At 34.3% G+C, this 15212-nt stretch carries 24 protein-coding genes and 1 pseudogene; 2 read left to right on the forward strand and 23 right to left on the reverse strand.

Going from position 1 to position 15212, the window contains the following annotated elements:
- Positions 1-9 precede the first annotated feature (9 nt).
- The 20 genes and pseudogenes from HF078_RS06830 to HF078_RS06925 all read right to left on the reverse strand — a co-directional run bounded on the left by HF078_RS06830 (position 10) and on the right by HF078_RS06925 (position 12708).
- On the reverse strand, positions 10-387 hold the full coding sequence (locus tag HF078_RS06830; RefSeq protein ID WP_169290445.1) for a gp17 family tail completion protein: 378 nt from the start codon (positions 385-387) through the stop codon (positions 10-12).
- On the reverse strand, positions 387-779 hold the full coding sequence (locus HF078_RS06835; protein WP_169290446.1) for a hypothetical protein: 393 nt from the start codon (positions 777-779) through the stop codon (positions 387-389). Before HF078_RS06835 ends, HF078_RS06830 begins: the two co-directional genes overlap by 1 nt.
- Positions 776-1144: a phage head-tail adapter protein gene (locus HF078_RS06840; protein WP_169290447.1), complete on the reverse strand. Its 369-nt coding sequence runs from the start codon at positions 1142-1144 to the stop codon at positions 776-778. Before HF078_RS06840 ends, HF078_RS06835 begins: the two co-directional genes overlap by 4 nt.
- Positions 1131-1427 (reverse strand): hypothetical protein, encoded by a 297-nt coding sequence (locus HF078_RS06845; RefSeq protein WP_169290448.1) that lies wholly within the window; start codon positions 1425-1427, stop codon positions 1131-1133. The genes HF078_RS06840 and HF078_RS06845 overlap by 14 nt, the downstream gene beginning before the upstream one ends.
- 13 nt (positions 1428-1440) lie before the next feature.
- Positions 1441-2604: a phage major capsid protein gene (locus HF078_RS06850; protein WP_169290449.1), complete on the reverse strand. Its 1164-nt coding sequence runs from the start codon at positions 2602-2604 to the stop codon at positions 1441-1443.
- Positions 2605-2628: 24 nt separating this feature from the next.
- On the reverse strand, positions 2629-3399 hold the full coding sequence (locus HF078_RS06855; protein WP_169290450.1) for a head maturation protease, ClpP-related: 771 nt from the start codon (positions 3397-3399) through the stop codon (positions 2629-2631).
- Entirely contained in the window at positions 3396-4541 is a 1146-nt protein-coding gene (locus tag HF078_RS06860; RefSeq protein ID WP_169290451.1) for a phage portal protein, read from the reverse strand. Before HF078_RS06860 ends, HF078_RS06855 begins: the two co-directional genes overlap by 4 nt.
- A 17-nt stretch (positions 4542-4558) precedes the next feature.
- Positions 4559-6244 carry a terminase TerL endonuclease subunit gene (locus HF078_RS06865; RefSeq protein ID WP_169290452.1) on the reverse strand — a complete coding sequence of 562 codons (1686 nt, stop codon included), beginning with the start codon at positions 6242-6244 and terminating at the stop codon, positions 4559-4561.
- Positions 6241-6555, reverse strand: coding sequence for a P27 family phage terminase small subunit (locus HF078_RS06870; protein WP_169290453.1), 315 nt, complete (start codon positions 6553-6555; stop codon positions 6241-6243). The genes HF078_RS06865 and HF078_RS06870 overlap by 4 nt, the downstream gene beginning before the upstream one ends.
- A gap of 107 nt (positions 6556-6662) precedes the next feature.
- Positions 6663-6992, reverse strand: coding sequence for an HNH endonuclease (locus HF078_RS06875; RefSeq protein WP_169290454.1), 330 nt, complete (start codon positions 6990-6992; stop codon positions 6663-6665).
- Between the two features lie 59 nt (positions 6993-7051).
- Entirely contained in the window at positions 7052-7339 is a 288-nt protein-coding gene (locus tag HF078_RS06880) for a hypothetical protein (RefSeq protein WP_169290455.1), read from the reverse strand.
- Between the two features lie 80 nt (positions 7340-7419).
- The gene (locus HF078_RS06885; RefSeq protein ID WP_169290456.1) at positions 7420-7635 is read right to left on the reverse strand and encodes a hypothetical protein; all 216 of its coding nucleotides are present in this window, start codon (positions 7633-7635) and stop codon (positions 7420-7422) included.
- Positions 7636-7662: 27 nt separating this feature from the next.
- Positions 7663-8034 carry a hypothetical protein gene (locus tag HF078_RS06890; protein ID WP_169290457.1) on the reverse strand — a complete coding sequence of 124 codons (372 nt, stop codon included), beginning with the start codon at positions 8032-8034 and terminating at the stop codon, positions 7663-7665.
- A gap of 99 nt (positions 8035-8133) precedes the next feature.
- On the reverse strand, positions 8134-8421 hold the full coding sequence (locus tag HF078_RS06895; protein ID WP_169290458.1) for a hypothetical protein: 288 nt from the start codon (positions 8419-8421) through the stop codon (positions 8134-8136).
- A gap of 199 nt (positions 8422-8620) precedes the next feature.
- Entirely contained in the window at positions 8621-9229 is a 609-nt protein-coding gene (locus HF078_RS06900; protein ID WP_169290459.1) for a hypothetical protein, read from the reverse strand.
- 185 nt (positions 9230-9414) lie between these two features.
- Entirely contained in the window at positions 9415-9633 is a 219-nt protein-coding gene (locus HF078_RS06905) for a hypothetical protein (RefSeq protein ID WP_169290460.1), read from the reverse strand.
- Positions 9634-9803: 170 nt separating this feature from the next.
- Positions 9804-10622: a hypothetical protein gene (locus tag HF078_RS06910; protein ID WP_169290461.1), complete on the reverse strand. Its 819-nt coding sequence runs from the start codon at positions 10620-10622 to the stop codon at positions 9804-9806.
- 187 nt (positions 10623-10809) lie between these two features.
- A complete protein-coding gene (locus tag HF078_RS06915; RefSeq protein ID WP_169290462.1) occupies positions 10810-11814 on the reverse strand; it encodes a hypothetical protein in 1005 nt (334 codons plus the stop codon).
- 79 nt (positions 11815-11893) lie between these two features.
- Positions 11894-12049 (reverse strand): annotated as a pseudogene (locus HF078_RS06920) (ArpU family phage packaging/lysis transcriptional regulator); the annotation flags it as partial.
- A 230-nt stretch (positions 12050-12279) separates the two neighbouring features.
- The gene (locus HF078_RS06925; RefSeq protein WP_169290463.1) at positions 12280-12708 is read right to left on the reverse strand and encodes a hypothetical protein; all 429 of its coding nucleotides are present in this window, start codon (positions 12706-12708) and stop codon (positions 12280-12282) included.
- Between the two features lie 104 nt (positions 12709-12812).
- Here HF078_RS06925 and HF078_RS06930 point away from each other — a divergent pair, with 104 nt between their 5' ends.
- A complete protein-coding gene (locus tag HF078_RS06930; protein WP_169290464.1) occupies positions 12813-13196 on the forward strand; it encodes a hypothetical protein in 384 nt (127 codons plus the stop codon).
- A 24-nt stretch (positions 13197-13220) separates the two neighbouring features.
- Here HF078_RS06930 and HF078_RS06935 read toward each other — a convergent pair whose 3' ends face one another.
- A complete protein-coding gene (locus HF078_RS06935) occupies positions 13221-13664 on the reverse strand; it encodes an ArpU family phage packaging/lysis transcriptional regulator (RefSeq protein ID WP_169290465.1) in 444 nt (147 codons plus the stop codon).
- 157 nt (positions 13665-13821) lie between these two features.
- Here HF078_RS06935 and HF078_RS06940 point away from each other — a divergent pair, with 157 nt between their 5' ends.
- Positions 13822-13998: an aspartyl-phosphate phosphatase Spo0E family protein gene (locus tag HF078_RS06940; RefSeq protein WP_169290466.1), complete on the forward strand. Its 177-nt coding sequence runs from the start codon at positions 13822-13824 to the stop codon at positions 13996-13998.
- Positions 13999-14004: 6 nt separating this feature from the next.
- Here HF078_RS06940 and HF078_RS06945 read toward each other — a convergent pair whose 3' ends face one another.
- Positions 14005-14166 (reverse strand): hypothetical protein, encoded by a 162-nt coding sequence (locus tag HF078_RS06945; protein WP_169290467.1) that lies wholly within the window; start codon positions 14164-14166, stop codon positions 14005-14007.
- 622 nt (positions 14167-14788) lie between these two features.
- Positions 14789-15211 (reverse strand): hypothetical protein, encoded by a 423-nt coding sequence (locus HF078_RS06950; RefSeq protein ID WP_169290468.1) that lies wholly within the window; start codon positions 15209-15211, stop codon positions 14789-14791.
- Position 15212: the final 1 nt, after the last annotated feature.

A 15212-nucleotide genomic window follows, 5' to 3' on the forward strand; every position in this document is an offset into this window, starting at 1 on the left:
TCCTTCTAATTAATTTAGATCTTCTTTATATATCAGGCCTTGATATCTTCTGGCATCACGAAATACGCCGTTATCATATTCCGGAATTCCTCCTCTTTGGCCAATCTTAAACTTCGTCCAAATAAGATCTCGAACTCTCTCGGCAAGTAGCCGGGTGATGGTTCTATTAGGACTCCATATTTCCACATGCAAATGAACATCCAATGTGAGCCACGTCCCATCCGCGAAGGTGCTAGGCTGCGCCGGTTGAACTTCCTCTAAAACCATATAAGGTTTGTCTACAGCGCCTGATTCTGGGTATTCATAATATTTAATGCGGTTCTCTATCTGTTCAGCGATATAGGAATCAGCCTTTAATATTTGATAAACCGCATCTAAAATATCCACTACAAAGCCTCCTTAATTGCCTTTTTCAAGGCGTCTTGGTAGGTTTTTTTGGCATTGTTCAGCGTCCTTGCGATAGCGCCTTTCCCTCGTGGACGTGGATTCTTAATGGTCCCCCACTCATTAAGATGAATAATGCGATAACGACCTTTAGGTCCACTCCAATGAATTTTAATAGTTCGGACACCATTAACAACCATAATGGGTGATATCGTTATTTCTTCGATGGATCCCCCCGTGTCTCGGAAACTAGCAAATTCTTTTATTAGCGCATCCACAAATATTTCTGCTGCATCCATTAATGCTTTGTCGCTAATTTTTTGCATGGCCACATTACCTAAGCGATTTTCAAGGTCTTGCAATAACTTATCTAAACCATGGATTTTTACGCTCATGTAACCACGCTCGCGACTACTTTAATAAACTGTCGGTTCTGTAAATCTGGCTGTACATGCTTAACGTTATATCGATGCTCTCGATAACCGTCCGCATCAATTGCAATATAATGCTTATTGGTTGGGATATAGGTGGATTTCGAATCTCGTATGGTTAGGGTGAGATCAGAAAGGGTGCCGTTTGCTTTGGCCACTTCTATATCCTTCATCCAAACCGTATCTATACTGGCCATAGCTTCATAAAGAACGGTATTCACTTGCTCACCAGGCTCAGGACCTTCATTAGGCTTGGGTTCATAGAAAGTAACAGGGGTCCTAAGATTCCCTGAGGTTGTTTTTGGAGGTTTGTATTTAAATGGTTGCATCTTCGCTTGCCTCCATTTCCTTCAAAGCTGCTTCTAAAATTAGAGAGTTGATTTGACTGATAAAATTGTTCTCGAAATATTCCAACGCATCATTGTAAGCATATCGAGTTCGTTCAAATACCAGTTCTTTTGCTTGGAGGTTCGTCTCTATATCAATGTTTTTTACCTTTGATTTAACATAAGCTATAGAAAAAGACAACAAGCGCTTTAGATTGTTGTCTTCATCATGGCTAATATGCATTCTTTCTTTGAATTCTTGAATCAATTGGTCTGTTACTTCCAATCAAACCAACTCCTTAAGCACCTGCTGGTTGTGGCGCTTGAAACTTGATATCCAAAGTGTATAGTAGTGCCGCTTTGTTGTCGTTCGGTTTTCCATTTGCAAATTGTTTAATCGTGTAAAGCATTGCATCCTCGATAGCCAGTGTCTGATCAAATTTGTTAGCTTTGTATCCACCTGCAACAGCAGCAAGATATTCCCCTTTTACGAAGAAAAGTGCTTGATTTGTTGGAATCTCTTCGGACTCAACTACTTTGATGTTATAAGGCAATGCTGTTACCCACTGACCGTTTGCTGTTTGAATCGTATTCCTAGCTTGGACACTGATTACATCTATAGGATTAACGACCATCACAATTTTATTTAATACTTTTCGGGATTTTCCGTCTTCACTAACTGCTAACGCTTTGATTACATCGTGCAATTCTCCAGCGATGATTTCACCAAACTGAGAGGGCGCAAACGTCAATGTACCTGTTGCAGTTTTAGTTGTCACAGCACCTGTTTCTTTATCAACATTTTTCATAAGTCCAATTGGTTCATTTTGTGATGGACCTCGTCCATTCACTAGGCCATATTCAAGACCTACAGAATAGGATTCTACTAAAAGGGTGCGAACGTAACGCTCAACCCACACTGGCCCCAATTCCAACATATCTTTTGGAATAACAGCAAAAGCCGTTAGCTTTAATTGACCGATTTGCTCTTCAGAGAATGCTGCACTAACCTGTCCTTTAATATCCCCAAACAATTTGCCCCATGCATATGCTTTAGTCGCATCAGACTTAATAAAGCGAGTAACTGCTCCAAGATCTTGAAGACCGATCGCCTCTAATAGTGGGTGCGCTTCCACTAAATCCTCAAAAATTCGTTCTTGAGTTGTTACTGGAAGGATAGCATCTTCATTGAATCCACCAAACTCAATAACCTCATTAAAGAACTTCTTCTCTTTGGAAGTAAGGACATTTTGTCCACGAGCCGTTAAGATTTGGGCATCCATTTGCTGAGAACGCACTTCTGCAGTAATTGTTTCCGTTAAATCCTCTGCCAAGGCTGTTTGCATTTCATCCCATGCATTCGAAAGTTTTACAGTATCCTGTTCTGCTTCCTTCACCATCGTCATATAAGCAGCTTTTTTTGCTTCAAAATTATTCATGGTACCCTTTAATTTCATGGTCATATAATTTCCCTCCGTTATTTAAAATTAAAAAATGAACCTTATTTGCGGTTTCTCTGCAGTAACAGTCGCTTTAGGTTCATTAGGCTTTTCATTATTCATTTTCGTCTCTTCCAAGAAATCCTTCTTAAAATGAGTTAGCATCTCTTTTAAATTATCTTGTGTCACAAGGTTTGGATCCGCTTTGTTAGGAAAACCGTTTCTTAAACTATTAATCACTTTTGGAGGAATCATATTTGGAGATGAAGATGCTGTTAGCTTGATTGCATTATCCATAAACATTATTTCATCCACAAACTTGTACTCCAAAGCTTTCTGAGCACCCATCCAGGTTTCATCCGCCATTTTTCCCAGGAGTTCTTCTTCTGACATTCCACTTTTAATGACATATGCATTTACAATGGCTCGGTCTGTAACTTTTAGTATTTCAGCTGCCTTTTCCATATCTCTATGGTCACCACGGTATCCCATCGATGCGTTGTGTATCATTATTTGAGCTGTCGGTGAAATTTTCACTTTATCTCCTGCCATCGCAATTACGGATGCCGCGCTTGCAGCTAGACCTACAATTTGAACCTCTACATGTCCGGAATAGTTTTTTAATTCCGTATAGATTTCTGAACCTTCGTCTACATATCCACCTGGGCTATTGATATAGACTGTCACATCTTCTCCATTAGCTTCTAGCAACTTTGATGTCACTGTCTTTGGGCAAGTTGCCTCAATTTCAAACCATTCATAGATCCAGGCTTCATCATTAGAGATGATTGGACCTTTAACATCTATTCTTATTGTCATGTATTTGTCTCACCTCCTTCGGTTTCTGTAGCAGCTTGATAGTTCTTGGTTAAAACAAATTCATCCAGGACTGGATTATCAGACTTGTCATAACCTACTTCAACTCTTAGTTCGTTCCTCGTAAAGCCTCCGGAAGCTACCAATTTATCAAATGATTGTGCTATATCGAAGATGCTGCTGTACGGTATGAATTTAGCTTCAATATGATTTCCACTTAGATATTCCTTCTTTTCGAATAGCTTTGCGTTTAGTTCATCCTGTATTTTTTTTAAAAGGGGACTGATGCAAAATTTGACGAATGCTGTAATACTAGTTTCATATTCTGTCAGTTCACCATGAACAAGAGCATTAGGAATTCCTAAAATTTCAGCAACATCATTAATTAGTGACTTCTTAATCTTTTCTAACTCTTCAGCAGTATAATGTGTTCCTTCACCTTTATACTCTTCTTTATAGTCGAACCCTTTCAATCTAGGAACGATAGCCACTAAATTTTTTCGGAACGAGTTAAACAGTTTATCTAGGAACTCTTGAAGCCTTTGTCTGTTCTGATCCGTTAAATCTTGTGTAGCCTCCAGCCCTACAGTTGACCGCACTTGATTTTTAATCAGGTTGATATCAAAGACCCTTCCGAACAATTCTGCGTAATCATTGAACATACCATCCATATATTTTGTTAATTTCTCATTGTTGAATGTGACATAGATGACTTCATCCATTGAGAAGGTTCGTTGGAAAGTATAATCTTTGACGGTTACATCTTTAAATCGATCGGCATACACCGCATATTCTTCTCTTTCAAAGTTATCTGCAATTAGAAGGTCGTTGGTGTCGGTCAGAATAACCAGAACTTCATTTTGGTAAATCAACTTATATATAAAATCCTGCCAGAATGATGCTGCGCTTTGATCCGTATTAGGACGGACATTCAAAAGGTAATGCCATTCATCTTTTTGCCTCACATTATCTTTCAAAACTCTGAAATCCGTTAAACTAATGGTTCTTCCTATAAAGCTTATACATGTTTCCAGCGCTATTTTTTTTAGATATGCTCTGTTGCTGGATTCTTGCGTAAACAAGTCTAAGTCGAATAGGGACTCCAACTCACTATTTTTCTTTAAAATATCACCTAACCATCCCAATTTATATCACCTCCCATTTAGAAGTTCAGGGATTCGAGGGCATCAAATGTGTCTTCAATCTTGTATTCACTGATTTCATCAATTCGATATAGCCCACATACAAAAGCTTGAAACCCATCTGTTTTTCTGCGGATTGGTTCTTTCTTTTCGTATTCTTTATTACCATCTTTCTTAATTTTGACCAATACATTTTGGGTGTACCATCGCATTAAAGGGTTATCACCAAAAATGAATTGTCCATTTGCGAAACCTAATTCCACCCTAGGTGCTAGTAAACTATGAATCGCTTTGGGATTTCTAATTACTTCTACTTCAAAACCAGCTTTTTCTAAAGGTACCTTTAGGACCTCCATCCTGAAGTTATCTCCAATTATCTTTTTGATGTTGTAAAACTGACTTTGTTTAATAAAGTAGTCAACAATATGTTTAGGATTGATGGTTTCCTCATTCAGTACCGTTAGATGGCCAGCTTCTTCCCATTCGCGAATAGGTGCAAATTTCTTTTTTCTTGCCATTTCTGCTTCGTGCTTTTTAGAATAACTGTAGTATTTATCTACAAATTCCTTTCTGGCGTATGAATGGGTTAAAAACGGGTATTTCCCTTCGTGCCTAAACAATAGACCGCAAGCTGCGAAGTCTCGAATACTTGCAAAGTCTAAAACTCCTATGCAATCTTTCCCCGATAATTCAGGAAAATGCTGATTAGTCGCTTCAATTTCCTCCCATTTAGCAACCGATCTTTCCAGGTCAGTGACAGGTAAGTTCATACGTTTTGTCATAAATTCTTCTCTATTGCTTGGATCATCTTCTAAGTCTTCATACTCTTCTAGAATTGTATCGAAAAGACCTTGAGCATATTGGCTTCGAGGATGACTTAACATGGGATTTGATTTTTCCCAATTGTCCTGGTCATCTATTTCCCTTTCTGCGTCCAATTTACATATGAAAGGAAATAAAGCGTTTGGTCTGGCTTCTCCTTTTAATACCTTCATTGCTTTTTCTTTCATCTTGTCAAGAAATCCATCGCGAACATATCCATCAGTCCCAATATAAAATTCTCGCGGTGGTTGCTTCTTACCAAGACCACTAATATGGACTCGAACATCTTTGTTTGACTCGTATTGGTGAATTTCATCAAACACAACCGCCCCATCACGCAAGCCATCCTTTGTCTCACCGTTAGAAGTTCGGAACTTTAATACTGCATCAGTTTTTTTAGAGGTAATTTGTGTTTTTGTTCTTCTGAACATTGCCTTTAAGGGTCCTGACCGACCAATAACATTGTAAGATTCATCAAAAGATGTTTTCGCTTGGTCTTCTGAGTTTGCAACTATGGATATGTGATATTCTCTTATCCCGTGTAATGAGCTTATTAGAAAGTGAGTAACAACAGAAATTAATCCATTCTTACCTGCCCCTCTCCCCTTCATCCAAAAATGTTTTCTATAAAATACACGATTGTTTTGCTTGAAAAACAAAAAGACGAAAGCAATTAAAAACCGCTGAAATGGCTGCAGTGGAAAATACCATTTCTCACCAAAACGAATACAGTTTTCAATCATTTCGTCATTAAAATATAAATCTTCTCTACTTAACACATGTTCTTCTAAATATTTTATAAGCATAATACGTTCTTTATTTAGCTTTATTTTTTCTGATTTCCAGAGGTTAATATATTCCTCTACATACTTATTAACAATCAAACTAAATCAGCTTCCGAATATTCCTCAGATGGAAGGTGGGTTCCCTCGCTTATAAAATTGAATGATTTTTCAATAGCCAAAAGTTGAGCGTTCACTTTCAATTTGTCATTTACTGCAGGATGACTTTTTACAAATTTTTGAGCCCCGTTCTCCGTTACGACCGTAGCCCCCTCTTTTTTTATTTCTCTATCCAGCTGCTTGTTGAGCTTCACAAGACTAATATAACGTTCTACTTTTTCAACTTCCACAAGATCCTCTGTATCGATTCGGCTCATTAATTGTTTTTGAAGTTTTGATACACTTACCGCCATTCACCCACCCCCCTTACGTGAAGATTTTCTCTTAAAATCTGGACAGAACACCCCCCTCCCCGGTCCCCGGGTTGAATATATTTCACTAACCTTTGAATGGGGGGGTGTTACCATCTTTCGTCATCCCATTTCTTTTTCTTTGCCTGGTTAAATACTCGGCCATGTGTTTTGTTGTGGCAGTTTAAACAAAGTGTTTCCAAGTTATCTAGCATAAGAGCAAGCTGAGGATAGAACTCTATCTCGTACTTGTGATGCACATTTATCTCAATAGATTTCTTTTCTCCATCTACCTTTCGAGAGTTTATATGAACCTTTCCCTCACGCTTGCAGTGTTGGCATTCATAGTTGTCTCGTTTCAAAGCTTGCTGCCTTAATGACTCCCATTCTTTTGAACGATAGAACCTTCTCTTTTGTTCTTTGGTTTTGTATTCAATCAATTAGAACCAACCTAATCATATTTGACTCCTCACTTTCTCCAAAATAAAAAGCACCCTCATTAGGATGCTTTTTTATTCATAGCCTTTTTTGGTACCCATTGCAATTCACAGTCCTTACAAACCAATCTTCCTGTGAATAGAAGTAATACTACTCCTATTCCACCAACTACAATACTTGGCAATGAATTTGCCATACTTTGCAATGAAAGTACCATACTCTCGGTATTCCTAGCATTTAATATACCAAATAGAATAAAGCTTAATATTATAAGCTTTATGCCCGTTCCACCTGATGATCTACTAACAACTCTGTTACTTCCACATCTTCTACATTTTTCCCATTTCATACATGCACCACCTCCAAATACTTTATCGGCTCCACATTAAGAAATCTTAAAAAAACACCCTCGAAAGAATGCTTTATGTATTATTTATTTTTTGGCAGTTCCACCTTTACACCATTTTCCTCTTCAAACTGCTTAATTGCTAATTGAATAGTTTCCTCCTCATCTGTACCTTTTATATGGGCACCTCGTAGTCCTTTGCTCCAAAGAAACACGTCAATACTCTCGTTTGTTTGAAACACATCAAATCTCACTTCAACTGGCAAATACGCTGTAATAAATGATCTTTTCAAATTCATGTTTTCTCTCCTTCTCCAAGTCCATATTTAATACGATTTGCTTAAAATAGATTTGTAGTATTTCTGGACATAGAATTGGACCTGGTGAAAATGTTGTATCACATTCTTGTAACTATTAGCATTGATTCGGTTAGTACCAATTTTAGAAAGAATGTAACTACAAATACTTAAAGTTGGTATTAGATATTCATTAATATATATATTGGCATCGTTATGCAGAAACAAGTCCAAATGCTTTTTCACATTTCTTTTGATGTCTTGTAGTTCAGTTTTAACCATCTCTTTCTCTTTAGCACCTTGAGTAAGTCTAAATGATTCCAGTTTTTCAATAATAGATTCAATTTTATCATGTAAGCAACCAAGAATATCTACTGCATCTATATAGTCAACATAGTTCACGTCTCATCTTCCTTTTACATATTAATGAGACTATTTTACTACGCAATATAAAATATGTGTGTATATATTCTTATAAGAATAATTTCCTTCAATGAATTTCTATTTTCTATAAACAGTGATTTTAGAGATGTAGGCAATGTGAGAAAGCCCATAAAAATCTTGCTTTGTATAACTTCCAAACGATAAATTCTTAATTTGTTTCAAAGAAGCTTTATACTTCTGTTTAGCTTCTTTCATTGACTCTGCTTCAAAAATTTTAACTATCATATCAATTATTAAAAAAACATCATGATTGCTGTATTTTTCTATCAATAGTATATATCTTTTATAGTCTTTCACTGTTAGGCAACTTGGCTTACCCTTACTAAATAATGTACCTTCATCCATACTAAACTCCCTTTAATTGTTATAATTAACCATTCTACAAAAGGAAGGTTTTTCCTGCACAAAAAACACCCTCGAAAGGATGCTTTTATGAATACCTATTTAGTTTCCTAACGTTCCCAAGTCCATAACTTTATGACCACCTGTACCTGGATCAAATGTTTCTATAAAAAAATTCCTATTACATTATTGAATATTACTACTACAGTTTTGAAATTTTCTCTTTAATCTCTGATATTAATTGCTCCTTAGTATGACTACTTGGATAATCTCTATAAATCATATCATGACTTGACAAATGAATGCTCCATGCCTCTAGTAAACTTAAATAAGTATCTGTTATGTGATTTAAACTACTTCTTGCACCAACATAACCGTTCCCAGCCATATAAGTTTCAAACCTGGCAGCATAACCTCTAGTTTTTGCTTCTTCAAAAGGTATTAAATGTAGTTTTCCTTCAAAATCAACAATTAAAGAATTGTTTGTAGAATCATCTCCAGATAATAATACTTCTTTTAGTTCTTCTTCAGAAAAAAAACTATACCTAGGTTTACCTGTTCTATGCGGCCTAATACTTACATGTGGATCAGTAAGGTTAGATATTATTGGGTTAACCTCTATTCTTTCTTCTTCCACTTCTATATATTCAGTATTACTCTTCCAATATTTAGCGTCATTATAGCTATCAAAAGTCATATCATCTTCAAGTAATTCTTTTTCTTCAGCCCCAGTAAATTTCTTAAAAGAACCGTCTTTCTTTAGTCTGTGTTCCGTTCTAATCATAGTAGATACATCAATAGTAAATTTCATAAACTTCCACTCCCTTCCACTCAATTATGAGCAAAAGGAACTACAAGGACAACTCCTATCGTTCGTCAAATTATGACAACCTAGTCTTCTTTTTCTAAGATATGTCTACAATAGGCACAATAATCATGATCTAGTGCTGTGAACATTTCAGACCAAGGAATTTCAAATGCGCACCTTTCACATTGCTATACATAATTCCCTTTTGTTAATCCGTGTTCAATAAACGTTTTAATTTGATTTTGGCTTAAAGTATCTACTCCCCTATCGACAATTTGTTTAGCTATCCCAATAACAGCAGGACCTTCTAACAAACCATATTTCAATAATTCATCTACGTAAATTTGAAAACTGCTATCGTGTTCTTCTCTTGGATACATCCTAACCTCTAATACTTTTTCATCCATAAAATCTCCCCCTTAAAGATAAAATTCTTCAAAAAGAGACATTTTTCCTTCTTGTCACTCAAAAAGACACCACTCAAACTGAGTGATGCCCTCTTTATATATTTCATTAATACCATAATAACACCTTTAAAGTGAAATGCTCTGCCAAGTTTCTGCCAAAAATCTGTCATTCAAAAAGGTAAAGTTGAATATCCATTTTTGAATTGATGAATGTATCCTTTATCTAACATATATTTAAACATCTTTTCTACTTCATATTTCAAAATATCTGGTTCGATATAATCTATCATTGTGAGTGTATCCTTAATGGCAATTTCAATATCTTCCTTAGGTATGTTGCCATACCCATGTTTGGATTCAATTTCTTTTACAACGTATGATGCTATATCTTCACGTGATTCTTTCTTGTAATTTCTTTCATTTTTTATTTTCTTATTCGCTTCTCTTAATGACTGTTCAACAATTTTATCAAATTTGTCTTTATCAATAACACCTGATTGATCATACGCATCATGTATTTTATTTTGCAATTCATTAATTGACTCTTCATAATGTTTTTTTAGTTCCTCCTTTAATGTTATCAACTCTTTTATATGCTCCTCAGATTTCTCAAAGGTTTTTGATAAAATTAATTGAGTATTTCTTACCGAGCTATCCATTTCGTGACTAACTTCTTCTAGTTTTTTTATATTTTCCTTTTGCCCATAAGAATCAGTTAGTGTTATAACAATTGCTAAAATAGCTAAAACAATTGAAACTGATGTGGCAGCAAAATTTAAATTTTCTCCTGCCCTACTCGAATCTGATAGAGTCATTGATATTACGGCTATACAAATTATAACTAATATAATGCATAGATAAATAAAATCTCTTAAAGGTATATACCTAGAAGATAAAGTTTGAGGAGAGTATTTTTTTCTCATAGTATTATCTATAGTTTTCTCATTTTTGTAATTTCCATCTTTAAGTATTCTGTCTCTAGTATTCATATTTCCACCCCTTCACCCATAATTATGAGCAAAAGGAACTACAAGGACAACTCCTATCGTTCGTCAATATTAGACATAAAAAGACACCGCTCAACCTGAGTGATGCCCTCTTGATATATTTCGTTAGTATCATAATAACACCTTGTAAAATGTTCTGCCGTGATTCTGCCAAAAGTCTTCCATTTTTTTATTTACATTCATCAATCAATTCAACAATAATTTGTTCATAATTAACAAATTGATCATCAAGATCTTGTTGCGAGTACTTACTAGCTAAATAATGATAAATATCTGGATTTATTATTATTTTTTCTTTTTCAATATTGGTTTTATGCACTGCAATTACATGTAAAATACTCATTTCAACCTGTAAATTTACTCCATAAGTTAAACCTTTAGTAAAATTTGTTTGATTTTTCTCATCAGTGAACTCATATTCTGATACTTTCGTAGTATATGTAGTTAATGCATCTTTAGTTATTTCTATACCACTTTCATGAAGTCTATAAATTGCATATAACATTAATTTCAATCGAAAAGGTGCGTACATATACCAAGAATCAAATGATTCCTTAGTGAACGTAAATTGACTATTATTCTTATCCTCTTCTTTATTAATGTTTATATTACTTTTAATAAGTGATTTAATATAATTTTGATGTTCGAATTGATCACTTTTCAGACCAGATAACTCATTACTAATGGCATTAATTTTTGATTGAAGATTTTCATTATGTATTCTCATATTCTCTGCTAAATTATTTATAACATCACTTGATTGCTTTAGTTCACTTACATCTAGATCAATTGTTGCAGCTGTTATTTTATCTGCTGCCTTTTCTATCTTGTTAGCTGAAACTTCGTTTGAAAACGATTGGTAGAATGTAAAGATAATAGCAATTACTGCAAGAATTATTGAAACTATAGTACCAGCAAAACTCCAGTGATTGATTGCCTCTTTATCGCCACTATACTCATATGTAAACACACTTATTGAGCCTAAACATAAGATTAATATCCAATAAGCTAAATCTTTCTTTTCAATCAAATTTTCTAAGTTAGTTTTTTCTTTTTCTTTGACAAATTTAATCTTTGGCAATACTTTTACTGTTAGTACAAGAGTATAAATAATAAAAATTATTAATAGAATTTCGGGGATACTAAAAGTATAATCATTTAAATTGAATTCCATAATTTCACCTCTATTACAAATTATAGTATAAATAACTTGATTTAAATACAAAAAGTTAAGCTATATAAAAAAACACCCTTTATGGGTGTCCTTTGTACAATTCAATCCTTAAAATAAACGCCAACTTATAAAAAATTCTCCCTTTGAACCTATAATACCTTCTTTCGCTCATTCCTAATTCATTATAAATCTCATAGTCAAATACCTCATCTTCTTCCAGGTACCTTCTAATAATCTGCTCTTCTAAAAAGCTCTATTTATTTAAGACATTTTTCTCTATCTATTTGAATATTTTTATCTATTTACATTTTCAGTGGAAGAATAAAACTAACAGTAGAATAATAATTTCTAAAATAATTTTGTTAGGAATGTATTCATTGCATATAAAAAGACATCTCTAATTTTAGAGACGTCTTTTTATATTGGTAGAAACTAATAAACACCTTTTGGAGCATTTTTTCAAGATTAGTTATCAATATTCTCATCAATATCATCAAAGCTAATTAGCCACTGATTTTCTTTTTTTATGACATTTATATAATTCATATCACCACTACTATTTTCTAACCTAAGGTATGTAGGTACTACACATTCTGAAGCGTTTTCGTTACACAGTGCCTCATTTACATCATAAATTAAGACTTTAAAATCTTTCGCATCATTTTGAAAGGATTTGAGTAAATCAGGAGTCATACTATCATTGTCGACAATGGTTAAAACTTCACTAAAGTCACCCGTTTTACTAAGTGTTGTTAAGTATTCTTCAACTACTCCTTCAGGGGTTAGAGCTCTATTATTACTAACTAGAATATTATTTACAACCCCATAGATAACCAAAATACAAATGAAAATAATTAAAGTAATGACTGAGTATATAGTAGATTTTTTCTTCATTGTAAAACCTCTCTTTTGAAAAATTGGAAAATAAATCTTGTTTTCTTTCAATATTATACTATAATTTACAATATATCACAAAAACTATTAGGAAGGTGAAAAAATTGAAAAAATACTTTTTTATTTTTTTCGGATTAGTATTAGTTTCGTTATTTAGTTTTAGTTCGAAGATTTCCGCAGAGGAGGTTACTCCATTAATGGGTGGTGGTAACACGCTACTTATTAATCAATCCTTTCCTGCAGGAGGATATACTAGTGGTTTTAAACCTGCCGGATCAACTATACAAGTCTACATTAGAAACGATTCAGGTTTAACGACTCATGTAACTTTAGAAAGATACTCTCTTGGATTTTATAATGACGTTAGTACTTACTCATTTAATCCTGGATCCTCTACAAAATATATGCAAATTAAAAAAAGTGGGACTCATAGATTAAGATTTACCCGTGGTCCTGGTTTGGTGCAAGTTTCAGATTTTACTAGCTAATATTCTAAAAAGCCATAAAGGGATTTATGGCTTTTTATATTTTTCTATTTTTAGTATAAATGCTAATTTATAAAAAATCCTGCCTTTAAATCGATAGAACTGTCTTTCACTCATTCCTTTTTCGTTATAAATCTCATAATCATACACTTCATCTTCTTCAAGATACCGTTTTATTATCAATTCTCTTTCTCTAATACTCAAACGATTCACTGCTTTTCTAATACGCTCTATATACTCAATACGCTCCCTTTCCCCATCTACTAGAACAATCACAGCATCTTCTGTAGAGGAATGAAACTCATTGGTGTGTGAAGGTGGTATTATTGAGTATGACGCTGTTATTCTAGGCAGTTTCTCTTCTGGAATAGTAAGGAGATAAAAACGATACTTCTCAAGAGCACTTTCAACAGCTTTTCTTGTCTTTTCTCTATCTATTTCGGGCAAATTAAACTGTAATTGAGACACCAAGATTCCCCCTATGATATAATTTATTTAGGCGATCAGGAGGAATCCTGGTCTTTTTTCTGTCGTTTTTTCTATTCTTTTGTCGAAACTATTTCTTTTTACATTTATTTATTACATGATGTTTATATAGTGCTTTTATCCCAGTCCCTTGGAGGCTCTTATGGTCACAATGTCAAAGCAAGAATTACTTATTGAAATCGAATATCGCAGAAGAGAATTAATTGAGCTTGGTTTAATTATTGGATTAACAAGTCAACGTATTATTCAGTTAAGTCAGGAACTTGATCAATTGATCTTTGAATTCCAGGAATTAATTAAAAGAAATAATTCTGAATGATTCTTATTATCTTGGCTCCATTTCATCCAGCATTTGAAGAATATATTCTATGTCCTTCATCCACCTTTCTGGTGAGTGTAATTGTTGCCAATCCTCTCTTACATTCAGTCCTAAGCTTACCAATTTTGATTTTAAATGTACTATTTGTCCTTTAAGTGCTAAGTCCATTTATTTATCACCTCAAGAGCAGTATGCCTACAAACAAGAAAGATTATTTTTCTAACTGCGAATGCCATAAGTATGAATGTCAGTATAAGCATCTGCACTTTACCTTAGTTTCATCTGTTCCGGTTTAGGTGGTACTATTCTTCCTGTATGCCTCTAATTCCTCTGAAGACATCTTCTAATCTGTTACGTTGAATTTTTTCTTTTTATTATTTTTGTCGAAACTCTATTATTTATTGCAAGTATGTTACACAATAGACATATCTTAAATACTCCTTTTAAAGGATGGTGAAATATGCGTCTTATTTATCATGAATTAAAAAAATTAACATGCGACTTTTACAAGTGTGATAGTCCTGTAATCAAGGAAATGATATTAAGCGATATCCTGCTTTTAAACAAAGCATTAATTCTTAGTAAATTACCCTCCTATAACTTTATTGATTTGACATTTTGAAAGAAAACCTATAACATATCTACCTTACCCTTTCAACATTTCAACCTTAACAAATATGTTTCTCTTGACCTGGCTACACTCTGCTAATGACGGTGGGCAAGTGCTATGGCCAACTGTCTTTTCTTTTTTTCCTACACCCCATTAGTGAACATCTTGCGAATTTATCTCTTATACCTCTTGATACTCATCAAGTGTCAACTGACCATCTTCAACCTTTACCGATCCATCCTTGTCCACTTTGTATTCAATTCCTTCATGATCTTCGTGAAACTCATCAATACTCATTTGAGACTCGACAATATGCAGCGTAACATCAGTGCCAGCCTTCTTGTAAAAGTTGAAAGACTGTTCTGCAGAAGTATCACCTTTCACAATGAATTCAAGAGTGGTTTTCTTACCATCCTTGGTTGTTTTACTGAACTCGCATGTAAGCTTTTCCTCCACACCATCAATCTGCAATTCCACCACTTCACGGGTCATTTGAGACAATTCTTGCTTCTTCTCGTCCTCACCCTTTACATAAAATTGAACGAGTTCCTTTTTACTGTCCTTTGTTTGTTTATTGAAATTAGCTTTAACTGTTACTTGCATG

Origin of the sequence: Bacillus sp. RO2, assembly GCF_012911845.1 — a bacterium.
In the GTDB taxonomy this organism is placed as follows: domain Bacteria; phylum Bacillota; class Bacilli; order Bacillales; family Bacillaceae_I; genus Sutcliffiella_A.

Coding starts and splice junctions, on each gene's coding strand:
- HF078_RS06855 (WP_169290450.1), bottom strand. CDS start 3,399: ATGACAATAAGAATAGATGTTAAAGGTCCAATCATCTCTAATGATGAA.
- HF078_RS06900 (WP_169290459.1), bottom strand. CDS start 9,229: ATGAAATTTACTATTGATGTATCTACTATGATTAGAACGGAACACAGA.
- HF078_RS06940 (WP_169290466.1), top strand. CDS start 13,822: ATGGTCACAATGTCAAAGCAAGAATTACTTATTGAAATCGAATATCGC.
- HF078_RS06910 (WP_169290461.1), bottom strand. CDS start 10,622: ATGAATACTAGAGACAGAATACTTAAAGATGGAAATTACAAAAATGAG.
- HF078_RS06870 (WP_169290453.1), bottom strand. CDS start 6,555: ATGGCGGTAAGTGTATCAAAACTTCAAAAACAATTAATGAGCCGAATC.
- HF078_RS06905 (WP_169290460.1), bottom strand. CDS start 9,633: ATGGATGAAAAAGTATTAGAGGTTAGGATGTATCCAAGAGAAGAACAC.
- HF078_RS06840 (WP_169290447.1), bottom strand. CDS start 1,144: ATGCAACCATTTAAATACAAACCTCCAAAAACAACCTCAGGGAATCTT.
- HF078_RS06895 (WP_169290458.1), bottom strand. CDS start 8,421: ATGGATGAAGGTACATTATTTAGTAAGGGTAAGCCAAGTTGCCTAACA.
- HF078_RS06915 (WP_169290462.1), bottom strand. CDS start 11,814: ATGGAATTCAATTTAAATGATTATACTTTTAGTATCCCCGAAATTCTA.
- HF078_RS06850 (WP_169290449.1), bottom strand. CDS start 2,604: ATGACCATGAAATTAAAGGGTACCATGAATAATTTTGAAGCAAAAAAA.
- HF078_RS06950 (WP_169290468.1), bottom strand. CDS start 15,211: ATGCAAGTAACAGTTAAAGCTAATTTCAATAAACAAACAAAGGACAGT.
- HF078_RS06885 (WP_169290456.1), bottom strand. CDS start 7,635: ATGAATTTGAAAAGATCATTTATTACAGCGTATTTGCCAGTTGAAGTG.
- HF078_RS06880 (WP_169290455.1), bottom strand. CDS start 7,339: ATGAAATGGGAAAAATGTAGAAGATGTGGAAGTAACAGAGTTGTTAGT.
- HF078_RS06835 (WP_169290446.1), bottom strand. CDS start 779: ATGAGCGTAAAAATCCATGGTTTAGATAAGTTATTGCAAGACCTTGAA.
- HF078_RS06925 (WP_169290463.1), bottom strand. CDS start 12,708: ATGAAGAAAAAATCTACTATATACTCAGTCATTACTTTAATTATTTTC.
- HF078_RS06945 (WP_169290467.1), bottom strand. CDS start 14,166: ATGGACTTAGCACTTAAAGGACAAATAGTACATTTAAAATCAAAATTG.